Origin of the sequence: Gluconobacter sp. Gdi (genome assembly GCF_014132155.1) — a bacterium.
GTDB lineage: Bacteria > Pseudomonadota > Alphaproteobacteria > Acetobacterales > Acetobacteraceae > Gluconobacter.
Genome location: NZ_BLJQ01000001.1, coordinates 741,627 through 766,897 on the forward strand (window position 1 = coordinate 741,627; position 25,271 = coordinate 766,897).

The 25,271-nt window shown below is 56.1% G+C and carries 24 protein-coding genes; 18 read left to right on the top strand and 6 right to left on the bottom strand.

Features of this window, described 5'->3' with window-relative positions; genetic code table 11:
• Positions 1 to 153 precede the first annotated feature (153 nt).
• From JN414_RS03345 to JN414_RS03355, 3 genes are read left to right on the top strand one after another with little or no spacing between them, the layout of a single operon-like run.
• Complete coding sequence (locus JN414_RS03345; protein ID WP_046899562.1) at positions 154 to 1,269, top strand: S-(hydroxymethyl)glutathione dehydrogenase/class III alcohol dehydrogenase; 1,116 nt, start codon at positions 154 to 156, stop codon at positions 1,267 to 1,269.
• A 2-nt stretch (positions 1,270 to 1,271) separates the two neighbouring features.
• Positions 1,272 to 2,120, top strand: a complete 849-nt coding sequence (gene fghA / locus JN414_RS03350) for an S-formylglutathione hydrolase (protein WP_202206665.1) — start codon at positions 1,272 to 1,274, stop codon at positions 2,118 to 2,120.
• Positions 2,117 to 2,893, top strand: a complete 777-nt coding sequence (locus JN414_RS03355; protein WP_202206666.1) for a ribonuclease T2 family protein — start codon at positions 2,117 to 2,119, stop codon at positions 2,891 to 2,893. The genes fghA and JN414_RS03355 overlap by 4 nt, the downstream gene beginning before the upstream one ends.
• Here the strand turns inward: JN414_RS03355 and hisI are convergent.
• Both hisI and JN414_RS03365 read right to left on the bottom strand, forming a co-directional pair.
• Positions 2,887 to 3,297, bottom strand: a complete 411-nt coding sequence (gene hisI, locus JN414_RS03360; RefSeq protein WP_202206667.1) for a phosphoribosyl-AMP cyclohydrolase — start codon at positions 3,295 to 3,297, stop codon at positions 2,887 to 2,889. The two genes, JN414_RS03355 and hisI, sit on opposite strands and share 7 nt — an antisense overlap.
• Positions 3,294 to 4,103 carry a folate-binding protein YgfZ gene (locus JN414_RS03365; protein ID WP_202206668.1) on the bottom strand — a complete coding sequence of 270 codons (810 nt, stop codon included), beginning with the start codon at positions 4,101 to 4,103 and terminating at the stop codon, positions 3,294 to 3,296. The genes hisI and JN414_RS03365 overlap by 4 nt, the downstream gene beginning before the upstream one ends.
• Before the next feature lie 289 nt (positions 4,104 to 4,392).
• On the opposite strand from JN414_RS03365, the gene JN414_RS03370 reads away from it, so the two are divergent.
• From JN414_RS03370 to JN414_RS03395, 6 genes are all read left to right on the top strand, one after another.
• Positions 4,393 to 6,711, top strand: a complete 2,319-nt coding sequence (locus JN414_RS03370; RefSeq protein ID WP_202206669.1) for a cache domain-containing protein — start codon at positions 4,393 to 4,395, stop codon at positions 6,709 to 6,711.
• Positions 6,708 to 7,523, top strand: a complete 816-nt coding sequence (locus JN414_RS03375) for an ABC transporter permease (protein WP_202206670.1) — start codon at positions 6,708 to 6,710, stop codon at positions 7,521 to 7,523. Before JN414_RS03370 ends, JN414_RS03375 begins: the two co-directional genes overlap by 4 nt.
• A gap of 1 nt (position 7,524) precedes the next feature.
• Complete coding sequence (locus tag JN414_RS03380) at positions 7,525 to 8,253, top strand: ABC transporter ATP-binding protein (protein WP_202206671.1); 729 nt, start codon at positions 7,525 to 7,527, stop codon at positions 8,251 to 8,253.
• Entirely contained in the window at positions 8,253 to 9,206 is a 954-nt protein-coding gene (locus JN414_RS03385) for an MlaD family protein (protein ID WP_202206672.1), read from the top strand. The genes JN414_RS03380 and JN414_RS03385 overlap by 1 nt, the downstream gene beginning before the upstream one ends.
• On the top strand, positions 9,203 to 10,027 hold the full coding sequence (locus tag JN414_RS03390) for a hypothetical protein (protein ID WP_202206673.1): 825 nt from the start codon (positions 9,203 to 9,205) through the stop codon (positions 10,025 to 10,027). The genes JN414_RS03385 and JN414_RS03390 overlap by 4 nt, the downstream gene beginning before the upstream one ends.
• An 81-nt stretch (positions 10,028 to 10,108) precedes the next feature.
• A complete protein-coding gene (locus JN414_RS03395; protein WP_202206674.1) occupies positions 10,109 to 11,554 on the top strand; it encodes a glycoside hydrolase family 32 protein in 1,446 nt (481 codons plus the stop codon).
• 4 nt (positions 11,555 to 11,558) lie between these two features.
• On the opposite strand, the gene JN414_RS03400 is transcribed toward JN414_RS03395, so the two are convergent.
• A complete protein-coding gene (locus tag JN414_RS03400) occupies positions 11,559 to 12,863 on the bottom strand; it encodes an Hsp70 family protein (RefSeq protein WP_202206675.1) in 1,305 nt (434 codons plus the stop codon).
• A gap of 105 nt (positions 12,864 to 12,968) precedes the next feature.
• Entirely contained in the window at positions 12,969 to 13,376 is a 408-nt protein-coding gene (locus JN414_RS03405) for a helix-turn-helix domain-containing protein (RefSeq protein ID WP_202206676.1), read from the bottom strand.
• Between the two features lie 110 nt (positions 13,377 to 13,486).
• Between JN414_RS03405 and JN414_RS03410 the strand changes: the two genes are divergently transcribed.
• Positions 13,487 to 14,041, top strand: a complete 555-nt coding sequence (locus tag JN414_RS03410) for a flavodoxin family protein (protein ID WP_202206677.1) — start codon at positions 13,487 to 13,489, stop codon at positions 14,039 to 14,041.
• Positions 14,042 to 14,089: 48 nt separating this feature from the next.
• On the opposite strand, the gene bioB is transcribed toward JN414_RS03410, so the two are convergent.
• Complete coding sequence (bioB, locus tag JN414_RS03415) at positions 14,090 to 15,115, bottom strand: biotin synthase BioB (protein ID WP_202206803.1); 1,026 nt, start codon at positions 15,113 to 15,115, stop codon at positions 14,090 to 14,092.
• A 116-nt stretch (positions 15,116 to 15,231) separates the two neighbouring features.
• Between bioB and JN414_RS03420 the strand changes: the two genes are divergently transcribed.
• The 4 genes from JN414_RS03420 (at position 15,232) to JN414_RS03435 (ending at position 19,758) form a co-directional block, all read left to right on the top strand.
• Entirely contained in the window at positions 15,232 to 16,053 is an 822-nt protein-coding gene (locus tag JN414_RS03420) for an acyl-ACP desaturase (RefSeq protein ID WP_046899547.1), read from the top strand.
• 93 nt (positions 16,054 to 16,146) lie between these two features.
• Complete coding sequence (locus tag JN414_RS03425) at positions 16,147 to 16,779, top strand: Dabb family protein (RefSeq protein ID WP_202206678.1); 633 nt, start codon at positions 16,147 to 16,149, stop codon at positions 16,777 to 16,779.
• A 14-nt stretch (positions 16,780 to 16,793) separates the two neighbouring features.
• Positions 16,794 to 18,953, top strand: coding sequence for a M13 family metallopeptidase (locus JN414_RS03430; protein WP_202206679.1), 2,160 nt, complete (start codon positions 16,794 to 16,796; stop codon positions 18,951 to 18,953).
• Between the two features lie 73 nt (positions 18,954 to 19,026).
• Entirely contained in the window at positions 19,027 to 19,758 is a 732-nt protein-coding gene (locus tag JN414_RS03435; RefSeq protein WP_202206680.1) for a glycine betaine ABC transporter substrate-binding protein, read from the top strand.
• A gap of 51 nt (positions 19,759 to 19,809) precedes the next feature.
• Here JN414_RS03435 and JN414_RS03440 read toward each other — a convergent pair whose 3' ends face one another.
• Positions 19,810 to 20,589 carry an acetoin reductase gene (locus JN414_RS03440; RefSeq protein WP_202206681.1) on the bottom strand — a complete coding sequence of 260 codons (780 nt, stop codon included), beginning with the start codon at positions 20,587 to 20,589 and terminating at the stop codon, positions 19,810 to 19,812.
• Positions 20,590 to 21,062: 473 nt separating this feature from the next.
• On the opposite strand from JN414_RS03440, the gene JN414_RS03445 reads away from it, so the two are divergent.
• The 4 genes from JN414_RS03445 to fabD all read left to right on the top strand — a co-directional run bounded on the left by JN414_RS03445 (position 21,063) and on the right by fabD (position 25,264).
• Positions 21,063 to 22,472 carry a carbohydrate porin gene (locus JN414_RS03445; protein WP_375781677.1) on the top strand — a complete coding sequence of 470 codons (1,410 nt, stop codon included), beginning with the start codon at positions 21,063 to 21,065 and terminating at the stop codon, positions 22,470 to 22,472.
• A 124-nt stretch (positions 22,473 to 22,596) separates the two neighbouring features.
• Entirely contained in the window at positions 22,597 to 23,475 is an 879-nt protein-coding gene (locus tag JN414_RS03450) for a bifunctional 2-polyprenyl-6-hydroxyphenol methylase/3-demethylubiquinol 3-O-methyltransferase UbiG (protein WP_202206683.1), read from the top strand.
• 26 nt (positions 23,476 to 23,501) lie between these two features.
• The gene (locus JN414_RS03455; protein WP_202206684.1) at positions 23,502 to 24,248 is read left to right on the top strand and encodes a hypothetical protein; all 747 of its coding nucleotides are present in this window, start codon (positions 23,502 to 23,504) and stop codon (positions 24,246 to 24,248) included.
• Between the two features lie 71 nt (positions 24,249 to 24,319).
• Positions 24,320 to 25,264 (top strand): ACP S-malonyltransferase, encoded by a 945-nt coding sequence (gene fabD, locus JN414_RS03460; protein ID WP_202206685.1) that lies wholly within the window; start codon positions 24,320 to 24,322, stop codon positions 25,262 to 25,264.
• Positions 25,265 to 25,271: the final 7 nt, after the last annotated feature.

The following is a 25,271-nucleotide window of genomic DNA, read 5'->3' on the forward strand; positions in this document are numbered from 1 at the left end:
ACTCTCTTGCACTCTTTTGCCACTCGAACCGGAAAAGAAACCTTTCAAGCGTCAAGTGTCAGGGCAGGAGAAGAGTGTAAAGCGTAACGCGGCTCTTGCGTCCCGTTTCCCTCATGAGACACTTTGTACACATATATCAGGGAGCCAGTTCAGATGGATGTCATCGCCGCGATTGCCTTTGAGGCCGGAAAGCCTCTTGAAATTGACACCGTGCAGCTTGAAGGCCCGAAAACGGGTGAAGTTCTGGTCGAGATCAAGGCGACTGGTCTGTGTCATACGGACAAGTACACGCTGTCCGGTCAGGACCCTGAGGGCCTCTTTCCGGCCATTCTTGGGCATGAGGGTGCGGGCATCGTCCGGGAAGTGGGGCCAGGCGTCAAACATCTGAAGCCGGGCGACCACGTCATACCGCTTTACACGCCGGAATGCCGTGAGTGCCCGTCCTGCCTGTCTCGCAAGACCAATCTGTGTACGTCCATCCGCTCCACACAGGGCAAGGGCGTCATGCCGGATGGGACATCCCGGTTTTCATACAAGGGCCAGCCCATCCATCACTATATGGGGTGCTCGACCTTCGCGAATTTTACGGTTCTTCCGGAAATTTCGCTTGCGAAAATCCGTCCTGACGCTCCGTTCGACAAGGTCTGCTACATCGGTTGCGGTGTCACGACGGGTCTCGGGGCAGTCATGTTCACGGCGAAGGTGGAGCCGGGATCGACTGTCGCGGTGTTTGGGCTTGGCGGGATTGGCCTGAATGTCATTCAGGGCGCCAAGATGGTCGGGGCGACACGCATCATCGGTATTGACGTCAATCCGGCCCGGGAGCAGATGGCCCGCGAGTTCGGTATGACGGATTTCGTTAACCCCAAGGACCTGGGCCCGAACGGTGATCTGGTGGGGCATCTGGTTGAGATGACCGGCGGCGGCGCCGACTACACGTTCGAATGTGTGGGGAATGTCACCCTCATGCGGCAGGCTCTGGAAAGTGCTCATCGTGGCTGGGGTGTGTCTTGCGTGATCGGGGTGGCCGGGGCAGGGCAGGAAATCAGCACGCGCCCATTCCAGCTTGTGACGGGTCGCCGCTGGATCGGTTCAGCCTTCGGTGGGGCGAGAGGCCGCACAGATGTTCCCAAGATTGTAGACTGGTACATGGAGGGACGGATCGACATTGATTCCCTCATCACCCACAAACTCAAGCTCTCCGAAATCAATCACGGTTTTGACCTCATGACGCGCGGCGAGAGCATCCGCAGCGTCGTGGAGTATTGAGCATGACTGATGTTGAGACGCTGGGGCAGCATGCCTGTTGTGGCGGGTCTGTCCGTTTTCTAAGGCATCAGTCGGCTGAGCTGGGCGTGCCTGCAACTTTTGGGATTTTTCTGCCCAAAGAGGCTCTGGCAGGCGAAAAGGTTCCGGTTATCCATGTTCTCGGCGGTCTGACCTGTACGCATGAGACTTTTCTCATCAAGTCCAATGCCGTGCGTTTCGCAGCGGAACACGGCATTGCGCTTGTGGCGCCTGATACGTCTCCGCGGAACACCGGAACAGCCGGGGAAGATGATGAATATGACTTGGGAACCGGGGCTGGGTTCTACGTGGATGCAACGCACGCGCCATGGAGTGCCCATTACCGGATGGAGAGCTACATCCGGAAGGAACTTCCCGCTCTGACCGAAAGCCTGTTTCCGCTGGATGGAAATCGGCGCGGAATCATGGGCCATTCCATGGGCGGCATGGGAGCTCTCAATCAAGCTCTAAACCATCCGGAATTCTGGAAAACAGTTTCAGCCCTCGCGCCCATCTGTCATCCCAGCGTTATTCCCTGGGGGCGAAAAGCCTTTGATGCCTATTTCGGCGGAGACCCTGCGAAGTGGAAGGAATGTGATCCCACGCTTTTACTGCGGAGCGGGCATAAGCATCCAACGTCAATTCTCGTGGATCAGGGGCTTCAGGATCAGTATCTCGCTGACCTCCGTCCGGACGCCCTTGTCGAAGCCGCAAAAGAATGTGGGCAAGAGCTGGAAATGCGCCGGCATGACGACAGTGACCATTCCTACTGGTTTATCCAGACCGTCATTGCTGATCATCTGAGCCATCACGCCAAAGGACTGAAGGCATGAGACGTCTTGTAGTTGCCGCCCTGCTTGTTCTGGGGGGCTGCGTCTCGTCGCAGGCCCCTGTCGGGCCAGCCCTGACGCCGGTCACGCATGCAGATTTTAGCCACGATACACTGGCCCTGACCTGGCAGCCCGGCTTTTGTGCAACGGGCGGAGGATGCCTCACGGGGCAACCTCATAACCATCTGATCGGGCTGCATGGGCTCTGGGCATCCGAGCCGCATGCTCTGGAAGCGCAGGCGGTGCCGGTGCAGCAGTGGTGGATAAAGGGGTGCGATATTTATGACCATGACGATGCGCCGCCAAAGCTTCAGCCTGCCACTGAGAGTGCGCTGGCAAGCGTGGTGCCACACCTCAAGCACCCGCTGCATGTGCATGAATATACCAAGCATGCGCGTTGTTTCGGATATGACGCTGACAAGTTCTTCGTTACGTCCATGATCCTGCGGGATCGTTTTGCGTCTTCAGCCTATGGGCAGTGGCTCGCACAGCATAGCGGCTTCCAGGTGAAGAAAGACGATCTGCTGTCGATGTTCGTGCAACTCACTGGTGTTCGGGAGGAAAGAGCGCTTCAGTTTCAGTGTGAGCCTGACCACGAGGGGCGCGTTGTCCTGACGCAGTTCTGGTTCACTCTGGACCCGAAGAAGCTTTCAGTCTTTCCGGGGAATGGTGCTTATCTCTCGTCCCCGCAGGTGCAGGACAATTGCCCGGCAACGTTCATGATGCCGGGTTGGCCGCTGCCGGGAGCAGCGGTGCCAGTTAACGTCAGTCAGTGACCGTATAGTTCTTTGGTACTGATTTCGGGCTGTGCGGTGTCGCGCAGCCCGTCTGGTGTAACGCCATGATAAAAACAGCTGCGACGCCCGGTGTGGCAGGCGACGCCAGTCTGATCCACAATCATCAGGACGGCATCCATGTCACAGTCCAGACGAGCTTCAAGAAGATGCTGCTGCTGGCCTGACGTTTCGCCTTTGCGCCAGAGAGACTGTCGGCTCCGGGACCAGTAACATACACGCCCCGTCAAAAGTGTTTCACGCAGAGCATCCGCATTCATCCACGCAAGCATGAGAATGACGCCTTTCGTGTCCTGCGCGATGGCGGAAATCAGACCATTCGCATCGAACTTCGTCTGGCTGACAATGTCATCGACGATGGCGGGGGCAGGCGGGGTATAAGTCACGAACGCATCTCCAGAGGGAACCAGTCAGGCCACACAACGGAGACCGGTTTGCCCTCAAAAGCAAGGTCTGGCGACAGCCACGCTTCACGTCGGAGGAGGGCCAGAGCGTGCGATCCATGGCGCGAGCGCAATTCACCGACCTCTTTGTCACCCATCGTGAGAATGCCACCTGTTTCTGGAAATGTCCCGTCTTTCACCGTGACTGGCAGGATGCGACGGCGGAGAAGGCCACGATAATGGGTGCGCGCCGTCAACTCCTGCCCCATGTAGCAGCCTTTCTTCCATGACACGCCGTGCAGCAGGTCCAGATTGGCTTCGAGTGCGAGTGTTTTTTCGCTCTCGAAATCGTCCGTGTCTGGAAGGCCAAGAGCGAGGCGTCGGTCCAGCCAGTCATGGCCCTGTGTGGGTTCGACAGGTGATTGGGAGACAATCGCGCGCCATCCGGCATTCTCGCAGCGCGGGTCGGGCGCGGAGCAGAGCGCTTCAGATGGTACCGTGTCAGTGGCGCCAACAATGACATGCAGCTCTGTCAGTTCGATTTTGACATCCGCGCGCAGACGAAAGCGGGACAGCTTTTTGGCCAGCATTCCTGCATGCTCTGATGGACAGTCCATCAGGATGCGGTCGCCATCGGTGAAGAGAAAAAACTCGCTTAGCCATCTGCCCTGCGGCGTCAGAAGGGCACTCCAGACGGCCTTGTCAGGGGCCAGTGTCTGAACGTCATTCGTGATCAGCCCTTGCAGGAATGAGGCTCGGTCAGCGCCTGAAAAGGTCAGAACAGAGCGGCGGGGGAGCAGTTCAATCATGGAAGGCACCAGGGCATGCGTGAATGAAAGGCGAGGCAGACATGCAGACGGATGATATGCTGCCGTTTGGAGGCGAATGAAAGAGGACTTGTACGATACGGATTAAGATGCCTCTTTGTACAGAGCAAGAATTGACGAAAGTTTATTGGAAGCAGGCAAAAAACCTGCGGGTTCGAGCGTTCGTTCAGTGTCGTATGGGTTGCGGCAGATGAATGGGCAGGAGATATTGTCATGTCAAAGCCTGTCAGAAATACCATCAGACTATCCGTAGTTCCGGAGTAACACGCCCTTGTCAGCTGCCGAGATTGTTGATCCGACACGAAGCCCCGCCAGTAGCCGGCAAAGGGTTCTGCAGTTTCTTGGGCCTATTGTTGGTGTGTCGCTGGTCATTGCGGCCATTATTACGATCAGCCTGCACAACTATCGGACCACCCGGCAGGGCGCGATTGCGCTTTCCTCTGATCTGCTGCGCAGTCAGCAGAAGTATGTGACGGAAGAGGTCCGGAATTACCTTTCACCGGCGTCTGACAGCGCAAGTATTGCTCCGGACATGTTCGGCTCACCGCTGACGGATGCGTCACCAGACTCGTTCATGCTCTATGGCCGTTCCATGCTGGCCCATACGCCTCAGGTAGACAGCTTTTATCTGGCCAGTGATCAGGGCCAGTTCTGGATGGTGACACGGCACGGCAAGGACTACGAGCAGACTCATTTTCAGGTCGAGAATGGCCATGAGGTCTATAGACACACGTATGTGGATCAGAATGGCACGTATCTGAGTACGGCTTCAGATCCGGCTGACAAATATGACGTCACGGTGCGCCCGTGGTTTCAAGGGGCCATCAAACGGATTGGACGGGGAGACGGGGCGCTCTACTGGACCAATCCTTACGCGTATTTGGCGGCTCGCGAATTTACCATTACCGCTTCCATCGCGTTCCCGATGAAAGATGGGCATCGCGCAGTCTTTGCCACCAATATCTCCCTGAACCGGCTGACATCTTTTCTCAACGAGCTTCAGGTTGGCCGCAGTGGTCGAGCCGTGATCGTGGATATGAAGGGGCAGATCATCGCCGGGCATAATATGAGCGAAGACGGATCGGAGCCGTCTTTTGATCCCGCTCATATGCAACTCGATCCAAAGACGCAGCCTGTTTTCATTCGGGCCCTGAATACCTTCAAGGTCAAAGGACCTGGACCGGGCCTCGTGACGGCGCGCAACAAGAATTACGTCACCATCGCCGCGACGCTTCCTTTCGTGCACAGGCGCTGGGTCTTGTTGCTGAACGCGCCGGAAAACGATTTCTCGGAATTTGCCATTACGGCGCGTCGTCAGAACCTCTGGTTTTCGGCTCTGGTTGTTGGACTGGCGTCTTTGCTGGCCCTTGGGTTGATCATACAGGGGCGTCGTATCGACCGGCTGCGCAAGCGGATTGAAGTCGGTCGTGAGCAGATGCGGGCAGAAAATGCTTCTTTGTACGAGATTGCCAGTACGCCAGATCTGTTCGAAGCGTCTCACGATGTCCCGATCCTGACGGAAGCTCTGGCGGCGCGAACGGGCTCCCGGCGCGCCAGCCTTTGGCGACTGCTTCCAGATGGAGAACGCCTACTGTGCGAAGATGCTTTCGATCCTGTGCGGGATGTCCACAGCACAGGTATCGAGATTACGAAACGCGAGCACAGCAAGCTTTTCGATGCCTTGATGGAAGGGCATTCCCTTTTCATTGAAGATGCGCGTCAGGACGAGCGCAGTCAGAATTTCCAGCGCATCATTATGCGGGCCGTGGATGCCAGGTCGCTCGTTTTTCATCCGGTTATGCGGGGGCATCAGGCCGTTGGCGTCATTATTCTGGAAGACCCATCCAGAGCAGACGCGATGGAGCATATTGTCGCGATTGTTTCGTCTGTCGTGGCACTACGGTTTTCCCAGGCTCTGGATCAGGGAGACCAGCAGGCTGGGGCGCGTCCGAGCGTGTCGCATGAGCTGAAAGACACGCGTTACGATGAGGGATTCCTTCTGCCACCGGGTTCGGGTGTTCAGGACGGCGTGGTGCCAAGCGGGATTTACCCGCAGGTGCCAGTCATGGTGATTTCCTTTGCTGATCCTTATGCAATGGATCGCCACAGCGCCGAACGGGCCATGAAAGTTGTCTCGTCGCTTAGCGAAGACATTCAGCGCATTGCCCGGGAGACGGGGCTGTTCTCTGTTCAGGTGGTGAGTAACCGTCTGGTGCTAGTCGGCAGATGTTCGCAGGAGCCTGATCCTGGCGCGGTGCTGCGTCTGGCAGATGCTGCGGTGTCCATCCGTGAAGCCTGCCTGTCCCTTCTGGCGTCCGTAGATATTGATCCGGTCTTCCGCGTGGGTATTGATGTTGGGCCTGTCATGGCGGCGATGCTGGGCAAGGAACCGTCGGTTTTCAATCTGTGGGGTGAGGCCATCAATGTGGCTGAGCTTCTGGCTGCCAGTGCGCCTGATGCCGGGACAATTCAGGTTTCGGAACAGGCTTATATCCAACTGAGGGAGCATTTCCTCTTCAGAGCCAGAGGCATGTTCTATCTGCCGAACAGCGGCGTGACCCGCAGTTTCATTCTGGCGGGGCGGCGATGAAAACCCGTTTCGATCGCATTCCGCGCGTGCAGAACGCTTTGGGTACTTTGGGATATTTTACCCGGACCCAGATGCGGTTTACCCTGATGGTGATTGGTGCTTCCTGGGGCGTCATTCGTGTTGGTCTGTCGCCCACGTCCTGGCGCCGGACTGTGCGGATCGAATTCTGGCATTCTCTTCAGCAGGCCACAGGCGGCGGTCTTCTCAGTGTGTTGGTGACGGCCGCTCTGACGGGGTTCGGGATTGTGGCACAGGCCGTTTACTGGCTGGGTTTTGCCGGGATGGCCCAGATGACGGGCTCGATCCTGTCTACCGTGATGGTGCGGGAGATTGCTCCGGTGCTGGTTGGCGTCATTCTTCTGGGGCGTTCCGGGATGTTGATGCTGACGGAACTGGGAACCCTGACGACGGGTGGTCAGATGCGCGTTCTGACGGGGATGGGGATTGATCCGTTCGTGGCATTTCTGCTTCCGCGAAGTCTGGCCATGACCATCAGTGGGTTCACGCTGGGCATCATCTTCAGTTTGACGGCATTGCTGGTCGGTTATGCGGTGTGTCGTGTTGAAGGTGTCATCACCATGCCGGTCTGGGCGTTTCTGGATCAGGTGGTGAGTAGCATGCACCCGGTCGACTATTTTGCCATTCCGGCCAAATTCATTTTCAGTGGCTTTGCGGTGGGTGTGTGCTCCTGCCTGTCCGGGATGGATGCCACAACCGAAGACGATCTGTCCTCGCTGATGCCAAGAGGATTTGCGCGTGGCATCCTGTCCATCATGACGATTAACGTCGTCCTCAGCGTCTGGCTCGGTTGATATGGCCGACGAGAAGACAGTCCCACCTGCTGAACTGAACATCCTCGATCCTATTCTGGAGTTGCTGGATGCCCGGCCGCGCTTTGATGGCAGTGGTCTGGCCTCTGTACGCTACAACCTGCGCCTGAACCCGGGTGACTGTGCTCTCATTGAATGTCGGGATATGCAGCAGGCCAGCCTGTTCTCCGATATGTGTGTCGGGCTGGTGGATCTGGAAGACGGTATTGCCCGCTGTATGGGCCTTGAGTGGTCTGATCTGGACGAACGGCGTGCTGCTGCCCTTCGGGGGCGGATTGGTCGAATGGTGGCCAATGGCGGCTGGATTGACCTGTATGGCACCTATATGAACATCCTCTGGCCACAACTGCATCATACTCGGGTGCCCGAGGAACGGTTGATGCAACAGGCCGTGCAGTTGGGAATGCAGTTTGGCTTGCCCGGCCTGCCAGTCGTTTCTCCGGGCAAACTGTCTCCTCTGGATCGTTGCCGGGCTGACTGCGTGCGTGCGTTTCTGGGGGAGCCCGCGCTTCTTCTGCTGGAAAATCCGATGGGAAGTGCCAACCCTCCGCTCATGAACGCTTTTCTGTCTGCTCTGACGGATGCGCGTGACCGGGGCTGTGCTGTTGTCTGGCTCGCCCCGAATGACAGCGCCTGGGGGGCTTATGAAGCGGATGCGACCATTCGCCTCCGACTGTATGATGATGGACTGTTTTCGATGCGAGGGTCTTGATGTTCCGCGTACGCCGCCCTGACACTGCCCGCCCGCTTTTCCAGAACCGCTATGCGGATGAATGGGTGGGATTGCTGGTTCTTGTCACCATCGTCCTCTTCGCTGTGGCTGTGGCAGAAGCCGGCTTTCTCAAGCAGTGGCTGACACCCGAGAAGAAGATCCACTTTGTTCTGCCGGAAACCGGCGTGGCGGGGTTGGCTATCGGGGACGACATTGAGATCATGGGTGTTCATGCCGGTGAAATCCGCCATCTGGATTTGAACAGCACTGGCCGGATGTATGCCGAGGGCTATATCGAGCCGCAGTTTGTGCCCTTCATCCGTCAGGATAGTTCTGCGGTGATCCGGCATCGTTTCGTGGTGGCAGGTGCCAGCTATATCGAGTTGGGCCGTGGCCGTGGGGAAGACATGGACTGGGGCTATGCCGTGCTGAACGCGACAGTGGAGGCAAACCCGGCAGACGTGATCACCCAGACGGTTACGGACCTGAGAAACAAACTCGTCCCCGCAATGGATAGCGTTCAGGCCATTACCAAGCAGGTCAATGACATGCTGACGGACATGCGGGCCGGCAAGGGCACGGTTGGCGGGTTGCTTTCGAAGGACGATACTCTTCAGAAAGCCAATCAGGCGCTGGAAAATCTTACAGAAGTTATTGCCCGCCTTCAGCCGATCGAAAAGCAGCTTGGGGGTGTCATGACGAAAGCTGATGGCACGATGGATAATGCCAAATCGGCCACGGACACCCTTCGCAAGAGCATGCCGCAGGTGCAGGAAACGATTACCCATGCCAGTGCCGCAACGGCCCAGCTTCCTGCGCTCATCACGCAGGCGGAAGCGAGTGCCAATAGCCTCCGCAAGCTGACAGATCAGCTCAGGGGCCTATGGCTGCTGGGTGGTACAGCGCAGAAAGCTCCCAGTCACCGTCTGCCAGCGGAGGCTGTCCGTCCATGAAGCGCATGATTCTACTGTGTCTTGCCATGGCGAGTTGCTCGTCTGTAACCAAGGGGCCTGATCCGGACCAGGCGTATGAAAACGCCATGGACACCGGGCGGAGCGCTTTCGAGCTTGGACATCCAGACCAGTCCGAAAGTCAGTACCGTGCGGCGATGGATCGTGCCCTTATTCGGGATGATGCTGCCCAGATTCATGATGCGGGCTTTAATCTTGCGACGGCCCTGCTGGAAGAAAACAAGCCTGCCGATGCTTTGACAGCACTCGATCATACTGGGAAAGCTCTGAAGCTGCGTCAGTACAGTCAGACCAGTGATCTGGAGCTTGTCAGAAGTGCAGCGTTATATCGGCAGCATGACCTGACGGGTTCTGAGGCGTCTGCGCTCGTGGCGCTTCAGTCGCCTGATGTAGGCATTCGTAACCGTGCGGCTTATCTGGCTGGTCTGGGGGCCGCAGATCAAGGTAACGTAACACAGTTGGCCCGCATGGAAGCGGTACTGGCTCCCTCAAAAGAGCCTGCCGCCATGCTGGATCATCAGGATCTGGCTGCGCGTTTGGCACTCCTGAATCATGCGCCAGCACTTGCGCTGGAACAGGCCATGTCCCTGGCACAGAAGAGACGGGATGCGCAGGATTATGAAGGGATGCGGCGTGCTCTGCTCGTTGCCGCTCAGGCTGCTGAAGCACAGGGTGACATGAATACCGCTGCTGCTTTACGACAGCAGGAACTCTCAAGCCGAAGCGTGCAGCAGACTGGCCATGTGGAGAAAGCCTCCATCACGGTCTCTGCCGTGAGTACGCCTGCAGCAGCCATTCGCTGATCAAGGAAAAATTTTTTCCGTCATTGCCAGAGCCGCCCCTCTCATTCGATAGTAACGAAATCGGAACGAGAGGGAGAGAAGATGAGGCATATATCCAGGCGAATGGTTCTTGGGTCTGGAGCGGCCTTGCTGGCTCTGGGGCGGACGCACAGGAGTCAGGCGCGGCCTTATCGTCTTCCGTCAGCCGCCGTGATGGCCGCGGATCGATTGCGCCCTCAATATCATCTGATTGCTCCTTATGGGTGGATGAACGATCCCTGCGGCCCGGTCTGGGTCAATGGTCGTTATCATATGTTCTATCAGTGGGGGCCGGATAAAGCTGCGTTTGGAAACATTCACTGGGGCCACGCGACCAGCCCTGATCTCGTTCACTGGCATCACGAACCCGTTGCAATGAGCCCTGTTCCCGGGGGGCCAGATGCCCTCGGAGTTTTCAGTGGTTGCGTTGTGATCGTTGAAGATCAGGCGATCGCTTTTTACACGGGTATTGAGCCATCCGTGCAGTGTACGTCGACATCTGATCTTCAGATGATGCACTGGAAGCAGAACCCTGTGCCCGTTCTGTCCGAGCCCCCGCCGGGACTGCATGTTGATGGATTTCGCGATCCGCTCGTCTGGAAGGATCACGAGGGATGGCACATGCTGCTCGGCGCCAACGTTCGGCAATCCCAGTTTGGTCCGGGTGGGGTCATTCTGAAATACGATAGTGAGAATCTAAAAGACTGGACCTATCGCACTATTTTCTATGGCCCCACGCATCTGCCTGGCGCTTACGACGATGCCATGGAATGTCCGGACTTTTTTGCGCTCGGTGACACCTGGGTCCTGATCTACTCGCTGGGCAGCACTGTTTATTATGCTTCAGGCATTTACAGCGAAGGTGCATTTCATCCGCGCATTATTCAGCCTCTTGGATATGGCTCGTTCTACGCCGGACGGACCATGTTGGATGAGCACGGGCGGCGCGTTCTCTGGGGTTGGGTGCCTGAGAAGCCTGAGCGCAGTCATGGGGCCATGGAAGCGGGCTGGAGTGGTGTCATGTCTTTGCCGCGGGTTCTCACGGCTGACGGGGATGCCGCTCTGCGTCTTGCACCCCATCCCAATCTGGCTGTGTTGGAAGGCCCGCATTTCCGCCAGCTCACGCCCTCGTCCTGGGCCGCTCCCGATGGACCGAATGGCCGAATTCGTCTGACCTTTATCGGAACCGAGGCCGGGCGCCTGACATTTGGAGGGGAGGGGCCATTTCTGGAGCTTGATTACGATCCATACCGGCCCGGAAAAGAATTGATGGCCAATGGAGATTCCGCACCCTTGCCATTGGCCGCCCGCAATATGCTGGATATTTTCGTAGATGGTTCGGTCGTGGAAATTTTCACCTCTTCAGGTGTCTGTCTCACGACCCGGGCTTATGGAAATACGAATGTGGCCTTCAAGTTGTCTGTGGAAGGAACATTCCGTGAGGCCGTTGTCTCTGCCCGCGCGATGAGCCCCATTTCTCCAGATCGCCTGACCAGTAGCCCGGCCTGAACATTCAGGCCGAGGCTCTTGCTTCCACTTCGATCAGGGCCAGACCTTCAGCGACAGAGACGAATTCTGATCCGCCATCGACCCGGCTTTCACCAAAGCGATCCGTGAACAACTTCCGAACGGCCGGAACAAAAGACGTGCCGCCGGTGAGGAAGACGTGATCGATATCGTCAATGCCGAGGCCTGTAACGTTCAGGGCATCGTCGATGGCGGCTGCGAGTTTTTCCAGATCTGGTTTGATCCAGCTTTCGAAATCTGCACGCGTGATGGTCTGCTCGATTTTCAGGTCCCGGTGGCTGAACTTCAGGACCGTGCTGTCGTGCCGTGAGAGATCGCTTTTGGCCTGACCAATCGCCCGATACAGGTTCTGGCCTTCCTGATCTTCAATCAGACGCAGAAGATTTCGCAGCTTCTGCGGATCAGAAGCTGTCTTTGCGACGTCTGCAATGCTGCGAAGAGTTTGAGGGGTCCGCATCAGAGACAGGCGATGCCAGCGCCCGAGGCTCGCATACCATTCAATAGGGACGGGAAGAGGCTGCCCACCCATCACCCGATATGTCGTGTCCCGACCAAGTGCGGGTGCGACGACATTGTCGATAATACGGAAGTCAAACTGGTCTCCCGCAATCCCGACACCGGAATGACCCAGTGTGACGGTGCGCGGTGTGCCATGGGGGTCAAAGCGCATGACAGAGAAATCGCTTGTGCCGCCGCCGAAGTCTCCTACCAGCACGGTTGCTGGTGCATCCAGTCGCTGCATGAAGCGCCAGCCCGCCCCTTCGGGCTCAAGTACGACGTTCGGCTCAGCGAAACCTGCCTCGACAAAGCTTTCCTTCAGGCGCTTCACACCCAGATTGTCGTCGGCCAGTTCACCCGCAAAGCGCACGGGCCTGCCGATCGTTGTGCTGACCTGCTCTGGTGTAATGTCGGCCTTGTCCATCAGGGAACGCAGGAACCGGGCGATCAGGTTCTGAAGCGTCATGGTCGAGGCAAAAACACGTGTCTCGCGGAATGAGCCTTGGGCCAGATAGGTCTTCATGGACATGATGAGGCGGCTTTCTGCCGGATCATCCAGATAGGCTTCGATGGCATCAAGCCCGATGGCGTCCTGAAGAACGCGTCGATTGCCCTCCTGATCCATCCAGAGACAGAGCAGGGTGCGGCAGGTTTCGGAAGACGGGCTGTCAATGAAGTTGAAGATGGCAGGCTGCGTGTTGCCCTGTTCATCTGCGATGACGACGACACTATTGGTCGTTCCAAAGTCGATGCCGACGCGAATTTTTGGCGCTTTAAGAGGTTGCGTCGTCATTTTGGCTGGTCCCGTCCCGAATTCGCGAAGGGCGAGGGTTTAGGAAAGAACGGCTACGAGGCCAAGGGAAAAGTTGAAAAATGGCTTTATGAAAGGCGCAAAATGTCAGAGTGCGCTGTTTTTTGCTTCATCGTAAAGACGTTGAGAGTCCTGAATGTCAGCCATATGGGTTTCAGCCCAGTGCGTGAGGCTTGAAACAGCCTGGATCAGGGTCTCTCCGAGAGGTTTGAGGCTATATTCAACAGTGACAGGCACGGTTGGATAGGCTTGCCTTAAAATAAGCCCGTCGCGCTCAAGGTTTTTCAGCACCTGAGACAGGATTTTCTGCGAAATCCCATTGATGTCCCGCTTGAGGACATTGAAGCGCACAACATCATTCTGAAGGCGGTCCAGCACGAGAAGAGCCCATTTGTCACCAAGCCGGTCCAGCACAAAGCGTGTAGGGCACTCTTTTGCATAGACGTTGAAGCAGAGGTTTCGTGTGGGGGTGTCTGGTTTCTGCAAGGTAACCATGTGTCTGGAAAGTGCCTTCTTGTCCCGAATTTGCTAGCATAATACCACGAAGACTGTTGGTATCCAATGGATACCACGTATCGTATGAACTGGTTTGAAGGACAGGAACGATGTCTAAAGTTTTGGTCGTCTATCATTCGGGATATGGGCACACCAAGGTGGTGGCGGAGCATGTGGCTCAGGGAGCTCAGGCCCAACTCGTGGCGATTAGTGCTGACGGCGAAATTACCGAGGCCGAATGGGCTGCGCTGAATGAGGCGGATGCCATCATTTTTGGAACGCCGACCTATATGGGCAACGTGAGCTGGCAGTTTAAGAAATTTGCGGATGCCACATCCAAGATCTGGTTCACACGTGGCTGGCAGGACAAGGTGTTTGGTGGCTTCACGAACTCCGCCAGCCCAAGTGGGGACAAGCAGGTCACGTTGATTACGCTCCAGACACTGGCATCCCAGCATGGTGGGATCTGGGTGAGTTTGGGTGTTCTGCCATCCAACACTCTTGATGCGACAGGCGACGACCCGAACAATCTGGGCGGGTCAGTCGGGCTTCTGGCGCGCGCTCCGGCAAATGCGGGTGTCGATGGTGTGCAGAAGGGAGATCTGTTGACGGCTGAGCGCTATGGCCGTCGTGTGGCTGATATTGCTGCGCGTCTGAAAGCTTAATCGGTCACAATGAGGGCGAGGCGCACAGAATGCCTCGCCCTTTGTTTGTCAGGACAGAGCTGCTTCGTAGGCAGCGACGTCCGGAACGGCAGGACGCAGTGCGCCCATTTCTGCTTCAGACTGAACCATCGGCGTCATGCCCAGAGCGGACAGAAGCTGACGGTCGCGGTGTTCAGCAGGGTTTGGCGTGGTCAGGAGCTTTTCACCACAGAAGATAGAGTTGGCACCTGCGAGGAAGCACAGAGCATGTGCCTCATCCGTCATGTTTTCACGTCCTGCTGCCAGACGGACATGGCTTTCCGGCATCATGATACGGGCTGTGGCGATGATACGGACGAAGGTGATCGGATCGACCGCTTCAGCTTCACCTAACGGTGTGCCTTCAACGCGAACAAGCAGATTGATGGGTACGCTCTCGGGATGCTTCGGCAGGTTGGCGAGCGTCATCAGCAGGCCGGCGCGGTCGGACAGATCTTCGCCCATACCCACGATTCCGCCACAGCAGACATTGATGCCGGCATCGCGCACGTTGGAGAGCGTATCGAGGCGCTCCTGATACGTGCGGGTTGAGATGATGGAGCCGTAGAACTCCTCAGAGGTGTCGAGGTTGTGGTTGTAATAATCCAACCCGGCATCTTTCAGGCGCTGGGACTGTACGGAGTCCAGCATCCCGAGCGTGACGCAGGTTTCGAGACCAAGGGACTTCACGCCCTCGATCATCTCACAAACGGAGTCGAGATCGTGGTCCTTCGGGGAGCGCCAGGCAGCGCCCATGCAGAATCGGCCTGCGCCTGCTGCCTTTGCTGCACGCGCCTCGGTCATCACCTTTTCGACGGCCATCAGACGTTCGGCCTTCACGCTTTTTTCGTGTCGGGCGCTCTGCGGACAGTAGGCGCAGTCTTCGGGGCAACCGCCTGTCTTGATCGAAAGAAGCGTGGAAATCTGCACTTTTGTGGGGTCGAAATAACGACGGTGCAGTTCCTGGGCGCGGAACATCAGGTCCGGGAAGGGGAGGTTGATCAGCGCTTCAACCTCGGCGCGCGTCCAGTCGTGGCGGACGTCTGGCTGTGTCATTTTCTGAGCCGTCACGGGGCTTTCTCCAACGTTGTTGCGTCACACCTACCCAAAATGGCCCCGGCGTGTCATCTCATCGTCATGATTATGAGCCGGAAAACGGACGAGGCAAAGCGATGAAACACTGGCGTATCGAGCAGATGGACTGGGATTCCTTTGATCCATCCCGCGTGGACCCGGATATCATTCCTCTGGTGAAGTCTGCTTCAGTCGTTGAAAAGAATGGGTTGGACTACGCTGAATATTTGAGACACGTCTTTGTGGGAGACCCGGATTTCAGCGCAGCAACAGCCAACTGGGCAGTGGAAGAAGTTCAGCACGGAGATGCTCTGGGCCGCTGGGCCATGCTGGCAGATCCGAGCTGGGACTATGAAGAGGCGTTTGAGCGCTATCGCGCAAGTTACAAGATTGATGCAGACGTTGATGCGTCTATCCGCGGGTCCCGCACGGGCGAACTGATCGCGCGTTGTATGGTCGAGACGGGAACGTCGTCTTTTTACACGGCGCTGGCGGATGCGACGGATGAGCCCTTGCTGAAAGCCATCTGCAAGCAGATTGCCGCCGATGAATACCGGCATTTCAAACTCTTCTATGATCACATGCATCGCTATCTGAAGCGCGAGAAGCTCAGTGTCTGGGCACGGACACGCATTGCTCTTGGGCGTGTGACCGAGAGTGAGGACGATGAGCTGGCGTCCGCCTATCACACGACCAATGAATCCCCGGATATGCCCTATGATCACAAGCGCTGCATTGCGGCTTACATGTCCAAAGCCATGGGATTCTATCAGCAGAAGCACATTGATCGTGTGACGGCCATGATCTTCAAGACAATCGGCTTCACCCCGCATTCCCGTTGGCAGAAGCTGGCAGCGAATGGGGTGTATCGACTGATCCAGTGGCGCCGCAAATCGTTTCAGCGTCAGATCGCGGCCTGACAGTTCGCCAGACTTACGGAAATTCACAAGACGGAAGGGGCCGTTTCGTGCCATGAAGAACTGCATTTTCTGTCTGGTAACTGGAGCTTGAGAATGGACGTTCGACTACTTCTGTCCCGTCGCTTTATCTGGGGAGCCGCTGCCCTTCTGTCCATCGCAGGGCTGTCACAGGGCTTCTCAGCCAAAGCAGATCCATACTCCTTGCCGATCGCGACGTCAGGCCCGGTGACAAGCGATACACCGGCAGCGGCAACGGTTGCCTCCCAGCAGCTTGCCCGACAGGTCGGATACGCTCAGTTCACAGCGGCTGACTGGCGTGTGGGGACAGTGCGTCACATGGTGATGTTCCGTTACAAAAAGGACGCCACGACGGCACAGCGTGCGGAAGTGTCCGGCCGGTTTCTGCATCTTGCACAGGACAGTCGTCGTCCGGACGGCCGTCCCGTAGTGGTCAGCATTGAAACCGGGTTTCAGAACAGCGGCGAAGGTGTAGAGGGTGGTCTGCAGCAGGCATTTCTCGTGACGTTTCGCTCGGAAGGGGATCGGAACTATTACGTTGGTAAGCCCGTCGTGACAGATCCGGCCTTCTTCGACCCCGCCCATGAGGCCTTCAAGGAATTTGCCGGGCCATATCTCGATAAAGTCATGGTTTTTGATTATGACGTGCTGGCTGTTTCCGCTCCGGCTGACAAAGCACGCAAGACAACCCGCAAAAGCGGGAAGTAACAAAAAGTCTCCGTTTGTATGGACGACCTTTTGACGAAATGATCTTTTATGCCTCATGCTACGGCGATCGCCAGAACATGAGGCATAATGTGAAGACTACAGTTTCTGTTAAACGCCGCCTGACGCAGGGTGCGAGTGTGCTTGCACTGGCTATGGGCCTGACGGCCGCTAGCGCGCAGGCCGCCGGTTACAATTCAGGCTGGGGCTTTGATGAAGCCGGCATGAACCATAGCGTCAAGCCAGGCGACAATTTTTTCGAATATGCCAACGGCACGTACCTCAAGAACCTGAAAATTCCGGGGGATATGAGCAGCTACGGCCCGTTCCGTATTCTGTATGAGCTGTCCATGGAGCGCCAGAAGGCGATCCTGAACGAAGCGCAGAAGCATGTTTCTGCCGAGCCGTCTGACGACATGGGCAAGATTGGCACTTTCTACGCCAGTTATCTGGACCAGAAGGCGGTTGATGCTCTGGGAGCCAAGCCGCTAGCCGCGGATCTTGAGAAGATCCGTAAGGTCAGTGATGCCAAGAGCCTTGCAGAAGCGTTTGGTACATCTCTGAAGTCCATGGCGTTCTCGACATTCCAGATTGGCGTTGAGCAGGACCAGAAAGATCCGGAACACTACATGCTGATGCTCGATCAGGGCATGAGCATTGGTGTCAGCGGTGGCCTGGGCCTGCCCGATATCAGCTACTACACAGACCCGAAGCTTGCCGACAAGAAGAAGGCCTATCAGGCTTATGTCGCCAAGATGTTGACGCTTGTGGGCTGGGCTGATCCAGCCAAGAACGCGCAGGCCGTGGTTGATCTTGAAACGGCGCTTGCCAAGGTTGAGATCCCCCGCGACCAGACGCGCGATCCGCTCAAGCTCTACAACCCGATGACGGTCACGCAGCTACAGAAGATTGCTCCGGACTTTGACTGGGTCACGTTCCTGACGACGGCAGGGCTTCCGGCTGCAAATATTGCCGATCGCAAGGTGGACGTGCGTGAGCCCGATGGCATCGCTGCCATGTCCCGCGTTCTGAAGAAGGCTGATTACAGCGTGGTTCAGGCCTGGCTTGCCTTCCATCTGGCCGACAATGCCGCAGCTTATCTGTCTCACGATTTCTCTGACGCGTCCTTTGACTTCAACAGTCGCACGCTGTCAGGCGTGGCGCAGCAGTCTCCTCGTTGGAAGCGTGCGACACGCGTGACCAATGGTGCCATGGGCTGGGCTCTGGGCAAGATCTATGTTGCCCGTTACTTCCCGCCGTCAGCACAGGCTCAGATTACGGAGCTGGTGCAGAAGGTGAAGTCTTCCTTCCATGATCGCCTTGAGCACAACACATGGATGGACGAGCAGACCCGCAAGGCTGCTCTGAACAAGCTGGATCACTTCGCCATTCAGGTTGGCTATCCCAAGAAATGGTGGGACTACAGCAACCTCGTGGTTCGTCAGGGCGACGTGTATGGCAATGCCGTGCGTGGTGTGGCGTTCAACTGGCAGCATGAGGTGGACAAACTCGACAAGCCGGTGGATCGTGACGAATGGGGCATGACGCCGCAGACGGTGAATGCCTACAATGATCCGACGATGAACGAGATCGTTTTCCCGGCTGCCATCCTTCAGCCGCCGTTCTTCGATCCGAAGGGCGATATGGCTGTGAATTACGGTGCCATTGGTGGCGTGATCGGTCATGAGATGAGCCATGGCTTTGACGACCAGGGCCGTCATTATGATGAGCATGGCCGTCTGAATGACTGGTGGACCAAAGCATCCTCTGATGCTTTCCAGAAACTCGCGGATCGTCTGGGTGCACAATACGACGCGCAGGAGCCCCTGCCGGGCACGCACGTGAACGGCAAGATGACGATGGGCGAGAATATTGCGGATTCCGGCGGGTTGAACCTCGGTCTGCAGGCTTATCATGACTCCCTGCATGGCAAGCCGCAGACAACCGTTCATGGTCTGACAGGCGATCAGCGCGTGTTCCTGGGGTGGGCACAGGTGTGGCGTGAGAAGGATCGTCCGGATGCGCTGCGCCAGCAGATGCTTTCGAACGAGCATGCCCCGGCCGTCACGCGTGTGAACATGCCAGCGCATAATATTGACGCCTGGTATGACGCATTCGGCGTAAAAGAGGGCGACAAGCTCTATCTGGCCCCGGATCAGCGCGTAAAGATCTGGTAAGGGTCGTGACAAAATGAAGCGTGAGGCTTATCCACGGTCTCACGTTTCAATTTTCTGACTGACGGACTGCCTCATGACGCAAATGACGATCGGCCATCTGTACACCTCGCTTCATGCCGGGTGTGCCAGTGCGGTCGCCCGTGTTCTCGAAGCGCATGAGGTGGACGTCGAGTTCGTAGACCTCGATCCTGAAGATGTGGCTGAAGCCATGGAGCAGGGCGAGATTGATCTTCTGGTCTCTGCCTGGTTCCCGCGTGATGAAAAATTCGCTGGTCCGGGCTTTCGTGTGATCGGGGATCTGTATCAGCCGCAGATTTCGTTTGCTGCGCTGCGTGCGCTCGGTCCTGTCAATGCGCTGACATCCGCTGAAGTGGATCGGGTGATCGTTGCGGATGACAGCCGCGAGGTTCTTGAAAAGGCACTCAAGCAGCTTCCAGCTCTCTCCTCCCTGCCGCTTGAAGTCGTTGGAGAGGCCGCTCTGATCGGTCGTCTGGAAAAGGCGCAGGCTGACGGGGAATCTCCCCTTGTTGTCGCCACTCAGCCTCACGCTGTGTTCCATACTGCGTTGCTGACGCTGGTTGAGGACCCTGACAAGCTGCTTGGCGGGGAAATGTCTGCGCGCATGGTTCTGCGGGAAGATGTTGCGCGCAAGGCAGACACGGATCTTCTTGACGAGTTGTCCGAGATGATGCTCGGCAACAAGGTCATGAGTGCGCTGGATTATAATATTGGCGTCGAAGGGCAGGACCCCGATGATGCTGCGGAAGCATGGCAGCGTGGACGCCTTATCCCGCGGGACGCCTGATGATTTCAAAAAAGGGCCGGACTTCTCCGGCCCTTTTTTGTATCTACAGCCTTAGCGGTAGACGAGGCCGCCATCGATCAGGATGGACTGGCCAGTAATGTAATCGGAATCTTTGCCCGACAGGAATGCGACGAAGCCCGCAACGTCGTCCGCTGTTTCGACCCGTCCGAGAGCGATACCTTCAACATACTTCTTGTACGTTGCGCCCAGTTCAGCACCGGTAATCTCAGACATGCGCTTGTCGATCTCGACCCACATATCCGTTCCGACGATGCCCGGGCAGTAGGAGTTCACGGTGATACCGAAGGCGGCCAGTTCTTTGGCGGCCGACTGCGTCAGTGCGCGAACTGCGAACTTTGTGGAAGAATAGATCCCGAGAAGGGGAAAGCCTTCATGGCCAGCAATGGAGCAGGCATTGATGATCTTGCCCTTCTTGCCGGTCTCTTTGAAAATGTTGGCTGCAGCCTGGATACCCCAGATCACGCCCTGAACATTGATACGGTAAATCTTCTCAACTTCTTCCTGGGTGACGTCCAGAATAGGCTTCACCTGGCAGATGCCGGCGTTATTGACCATGATATCGAGGCCGCCCAGCTGTCTGGAGGCTTCTTTCAGGGTCTTCTGAAATTCATCGCGATTGCTGATGTCAGCCGTCAGAGCGATAGCACGTCGACCAAGAGCCTCAACTTCCTTGGCAGCCTGCTGAACGGTTTCCTGTTTGACATCCAATAGAATAATGTCAGCTCCTTCGCGCGCCAGACGAAGAGCGATGGCCTTGCCGATACCTTGAGCCGCCCCGGTTACAGCGGCAATTTTACCAGAAAGAGACATGCAGAAATTTCCTCTCTCTTCATGCGCCACGAAATGTGGTTCGCGTGAATGGTAAACGTCTTCTGCTCTCAGGCTTTGATTTTCCACAAAAAAAGACATGTTTTCGAAAATGGGCACGCAAACGTGTTTCATGTGAAAGAAATATTACATAACTAATTTTCTAAATTAACGCTTTTGTATATATTTGAATATTAATATAAAATGTACTTCACTTTCACAAGTATTTTTACTTTAAAACAAATAATAAAAAATATTTTAATTATTTTATATTTGTGAATTATTAATCAAATTTACGAGAAATTCTAAAATGTTAATTACGCTACAATGCTCCGTCGCGTAGGGATTTTGCATGCTCACTCTGGATCGGGCGCAATTCGCTTCAGAGGTCGTGATGTAACATTATTCCTGTTCAAATAGGGGCGCCAGATTTGCATCTTCGTGTGCTGGGTTATGCTCTGAAAAGCTCATGGTTCGTGTGGTTTTTCAGTATTTTCGTCTCGCTGCCTGCTTTTGCTCAGGTCATGGACCGCGATATTGGATCTGCGCCAAGTCAGTTGGTTTCAACGCCTCTTCCTGTGCACGCATCGCGTGAAACAACCGTGCCAGCATTTTCCCATCCCGAGGCTATCGTCTCCAATCCCTTGTCAGACTGGCTGCGTAAGCGTGGCATCAATTTCCTCGTCGATAATACGAATGAATTTGCCGGAGCGATAACGAAACCGACGCGCGGAACAACGCCAGGATTTGAAAACTACAAGCAGGGCGCGAGCAATGCGGGCCAGTATGCCATGCAGCTTGATGTCGACTGGGAAAAACTTGCCGGTCTGCGTGGTTTTGCGACGCACATGATTACGGTGGGTCGATACGGTACGACGGCCAATCGCATGTTTGGTGACTGGCTCAATCATGCCTCCGAAGATTATGGCGGTGGCGGAAATGTTGTCGTGCATCTGGTCTATATGTACGGCGAAGAGACGCTTTACGGTGGACGTCTGGCGATTGCGGCTGGTCGTATGTCAGAAATTTCGGATTTTGCAGCGAGCCCTTTGTTCTGCAATTTCCAGAACGGTAGTTTCTGCGGTCGTCCCAAAGGGATTACGGACACGAATTTTGACGCGGGTTATCCTGCTGCAACCTGGGGATTTCGGGTCCGGGGAAGGCCGGTGCATTCTGTCTATGTTCAGACAGGGGTGTATCCGATCGAAAACGGGATTTATCAGGTCTATCAGCATCGAACCGGATTCAAGTTCAATGGGGCCAATATCATCGGTTATACGGCACCGATCGAAACAGCCTGGGAACCGGTTTTCGGGCATGGCACCTTGCCGGGTCATTACAAATTCGGGGCCCAGCTCTTCAGTACCCCGCAAACTGACAACTATTACGATCTGTATGACGGTTCTTATGCAGAGAGCGGACTTGCGCATAAAAAGCGAAGCGCGTCCTGGTCAACATGGGTCATGCTGGATCAGCAGCTGCTGCACTACCGGGCAAAGGGCTCAGGCCTGACGGCGATGACGGGGCTTATTTACAATGATCCCCATACGTCCCTGCGCCGGTATCTCGTCTATGGCGCACTGATTAACCGCGGATTTCTGAACTCTCGACCCTACGATACGCTCGGATTTTCTCTGACCTACACCAAGATTGCATCCGGTGTGAGCCGAAGTGAGACTGCGCTGATCCGTAAAGGGCAATCACTTCCCAATCATGCGACAGGTGTTCAGCAGGATGCGGTCGTGATGGAGTTCAACTACGCTATCCACGTTGTGAAGGGGGTGATTTTCACGCCTTTGTTTGAGTATTACATTCACCCGAATGCCCAATACAATCTGCGGGATGCCGCTCTTTTGGGATTTAAGAGCCATATCCAGTTTATGTGAGAACTCTTTCTTGTGTTGTATCTGAAAAGCGCGGGGCAGAATTTTTCAGGAGGCGGCGGCTTGGTTCTCTTGTTGGTGGAAGTGCGTTAATAAATCGTTACTGACATGGCGTAACGGTAGAAGAATGACCCACTCCGACAGGACGGATGCTGTTTTTGAAGCCTTTCACGGGCTTGCGGATGAAGAATGGCTGCATGTTCTGGTCTCGTCCCTTGGCGGACATGATGTGCGGGGCGTTCGGATGCCTGAGTTTCCCCCGGATGATCTTCAGCGTGAAATTCATGGGCATCACGGGGAGGTTTCCATTCATGAGGCGCATGTCTTTTATCGAGAAATAAAAGCGTATTGCGCCTACGCGGGAAGACCTGTGAAGCCCGAGACTTCCGTTCTTGATTTCGGATGTGGGTGGGGGCGGATGGCACGCCTTTTCATGAAGGACGTGCGATCACAGTCCCTCGTCAGCGTCGAGCATACGGACCGCTTTCTCATGGCGGCACGGCGCGCCAATCCATTTCTTCCCTTCTTGCAGGCCGGGCTGGTGCCACCATTGCCGCTCGTGCCTGGTACGCTGGATCTGGTCACGTCCTGGTCGACATTTTCACATCTGGATGAATTTTTGGCCGGCCACTGGATGAGGGAGTTTCATCGGCTTCTGAAGCCAGATGGATTGGTTGTCTTTACGACGCAGAGTCGGCGGTTTCTGTCATTCTGCGCGGAGCAGCGCTTGCGTCGTGCTTCTGGGATGCGACTGGAGCATCCATGGCATGAAGCCTGTGCAAACAGTTTTGTGGATGAAGCCCAGGCGAATTCACATTTTGAGGCTGGACGGTTCCTGCATGCCGCGTCTGCAAAGCGCCCTCAGCCTCAGGCGCATTATGGAGAGGCCATCATACCACGGAATTATATTCTTAAAGCTTGGGGCGGTATGTTTCGCCTGATCGAATATCTGGATAATCCGGTAAGGCTGCCGCAGGTTCTGATTGTTCTGCAAAAAATTGAATAAGACATCATTTGTTGTAAAATAAACTCATGACCTATCGTCTTCTGACGGGATGTTTCATCGCATTCCTTTCCTGTGTCGGGCTTCACGAGGCGCACGGTGCTTCTGAGGAGCATCTTATTGTCGCTGGCCGACATGACGTGCGCGTTGCGACATATCAGGACATCGCACGTATCTATGAGCGGTTTGAGCGCTTTCCGCAGGCGGCAAAAGAGGGTCTGTCACTCCATTTCACAGGCGAGTTGCTGCCTGACCATGATTACCCCTCAAAAGCGCGGCTTATGGTTCATAGCCGGGATGGCGATATTCCCTTGTTCTTCGGTCAGGACCGGGACATGCATTTTCCGCTGACAGACCGCCTGAAGGCAGAGAACCCGCCAGTCCTTCAGACAGAAGCCATCGGGCATAATGTCAGAACGGAGCTGTCTCTGGTGGTCGCGTTGCCTGCGCAGCAGACATTTACCGGCATAGAGGCTCGTCACTGGCTGCGCCAGGTCAATGCGTGCATTCGTGATCTGACGGGTGTGATCTTGTCCTGGTTCATGCCGGATGCTCATCGGCTCAAGATAGATATTGCTCCGGGAGCGAATTTTGAGGCTGTGACGAGCGGCACCGTTCGGGTGCTGGCGTCAAACGTGAGCAGGGAGCCAATGACTGTTCTGCTTCGGCCGCAGGACTATGCAGAGGATACGGTATTTCGTTCCAGCAAGCCTTTTGGGCGGGTCCGGGTTAAAATTCCCGGTGAGGCATACGCGACATTCACACCTGACAGATAAGGCAGAATTTGACAGATCGCGTGTGAAACAGCATCACCCTGAGCCTGTTTTTCATGCCAGCAGGGGGATCCATGTCGGTTCACGCTTTTGTCTTTCCGGGTCAGGGCAGTCAGTCAGTCGGAATGGGGCAGGCCCTGCATGATGCCTTTGCTTCATCCCGCGCCGTTTTTCAGGAAGTTGACGATGCCCTCAGAGTGCATCTGTCAAAGCTGATGTTCTCCGGCGAAGCGGACGAACTGACAAAGACCGAGAACACGCAGCCAGCACTTTTTGCTGTATCGCTCGCTGCAGTTCGGGCCCTTGAAACCGAAGGTGGCTTCAAGCTGGCAGACAAGGCCGCTTTGCTGGCGGGTCATTCTCTTGGAGAATATTCTGCTCTTGCTGCTGCTGGCACGCTCGGTATTGCTGAGGGTGCCCGTTTGCTGCGTCTGCGCGGTCAGGCAATGCAGCGGGCTGTTCCTGCAGGTGAGGGCGGCATGGCAGCCCTTCTCGGAGTTGAGGCTGAGCAGGCGCAGTCCATCTGTGAAGATGCCGCCGAGGGACAGGTCCTTGAGATCGCCAATGATAACGGCGGTGGCCAGATCGTTGTGTCTGGACACATGGATGCCGTGGATCGCGCCATTGCCCTTGCCAAGGAGCGTGGCATCAAGCGGGCTGTGAAACTTCCGGTCTCCGCGCCGTTTCATTCGTCACTGATGGCGCCTGCCGGTCGTGAAATGGCCGAAGCGCTGGCAACGGCTACACTGAATGCGCCGAGCGTCCCGGTTATTGCCAATGTGACTGCTGCGAAGGTCACGGATCCTGATGCGATCCGCGACCTTCTGGTGAAGCAGGTTACGGGAACTGTCCGCTGGCGCGAAAGCGTTCAGGCCATGGCAGCCATGGGCGTGACAAATATGCATGAACTGGGAGCCGGCAAGGTGCTGTGCGGTCTGGCGCGTCGTATTGCTCCTGACCTTGCCACGGACAATGCTGGCACACCCGCTGAAATCGAAGCCCTGCTCAAGGCTCTGTAAGGACAAC